The organism is Acinetobacter sp. GN11, assembly GCF_054823985.1.
Genome location: NZ_JRVL01000310.1, coordinates 1 through 914, shown reverse-complemented (window position 1 = coordinate 914; position 914 = coordinate 1). Strand labels below are relative to the sequence as shown.

Genomic DNA, 914 nt, shown 5'->3' with positions numbered 1-914 from the left:
TTCTACGATGCGCTTGTAAGCCAATATCGTTCAATTAACGATCAAGCAAGCCTAGATACAATCTTGTATATCTGTTCAAAGATTTTAAGGAATTAATGGCTATGACTTATCAAGCCACATTAACTTTCAACAAACTTTGACCATAGTAGAAGAGTATTTTTAGTTTGTGCAAAGTATAGGAAAACTTATCAAGACAAGGTGCTTTAAACCATGTCATTGTTAAATTTAGCTATATAAATTTTGCTCACCAAGTAAAGTCCTGATATAACTTGCTTGATGAAACTATATTTTTCAACTATTAAAGATAGTTCAGCAGAAATGCGATCCACCAAGGTATGGGGAAAAGTCAATGACAAAGAAGTATGCGCGTTTTTTACCTACAACAGAATCTTTTACTCTTGAAGATTTTCCATATTATTGGATTACTCAAGTACATGCTCAATATGTACAAAACATTGATAATGCTTTAAAAAAATATGGTTTAGATAACTCACGTCGACGCATTATGTTGGCTTTAAGTAGTAAGCCCCATGCAAGTGTTTCTGAACTTTCAGATATGATTATTTCAAAAATGTCTACAACCACCAAGATTGTTTATCGTTTAAAAGATGAAGGGTTGGTGGAAACTTATTCTTGTCAGACCGATGGTCGAATCACCCGCGTAGTACTTACAGACAAAGGTACTGAAATGATCAATAAGATTAACGATCTAACCAGCGTAGTACTTGAACAATCATTCGAAGGTATCACCCCTCTGCAATTAGAAAAAATGATGGAAAGTTTAAAATTACTTTTAAAGAATCTTTCTCGTTAAAAATAGCATAGACATCTTATTAAGCTCTCTTAGGAGAGCTTTTCTATTTTAAGCTCTCGTCTGGGTATTGATAGAAACAACACCTCACATAAAATAAGCA

Annotated in this window: 1 protein-coding gene; it reads left to right on the top strand. The window is 33.4% G+C overall.

What is annotated here, in order from left to right; translation table 11 throughout:
• Nucleotides 1-349: 349 nt before the first annotated feature.
• Entirely contained in the window at nucleotides 350-814 is a 465-nt protein-coding gene (locus tag NL42_RS18670; protein WP_004791909.1) for a MarR family winged helix-turn-helix transcriptional regulator, read from the top strand.
• Nucleotides 815-914: the final 100 nt, after the last annotated feature.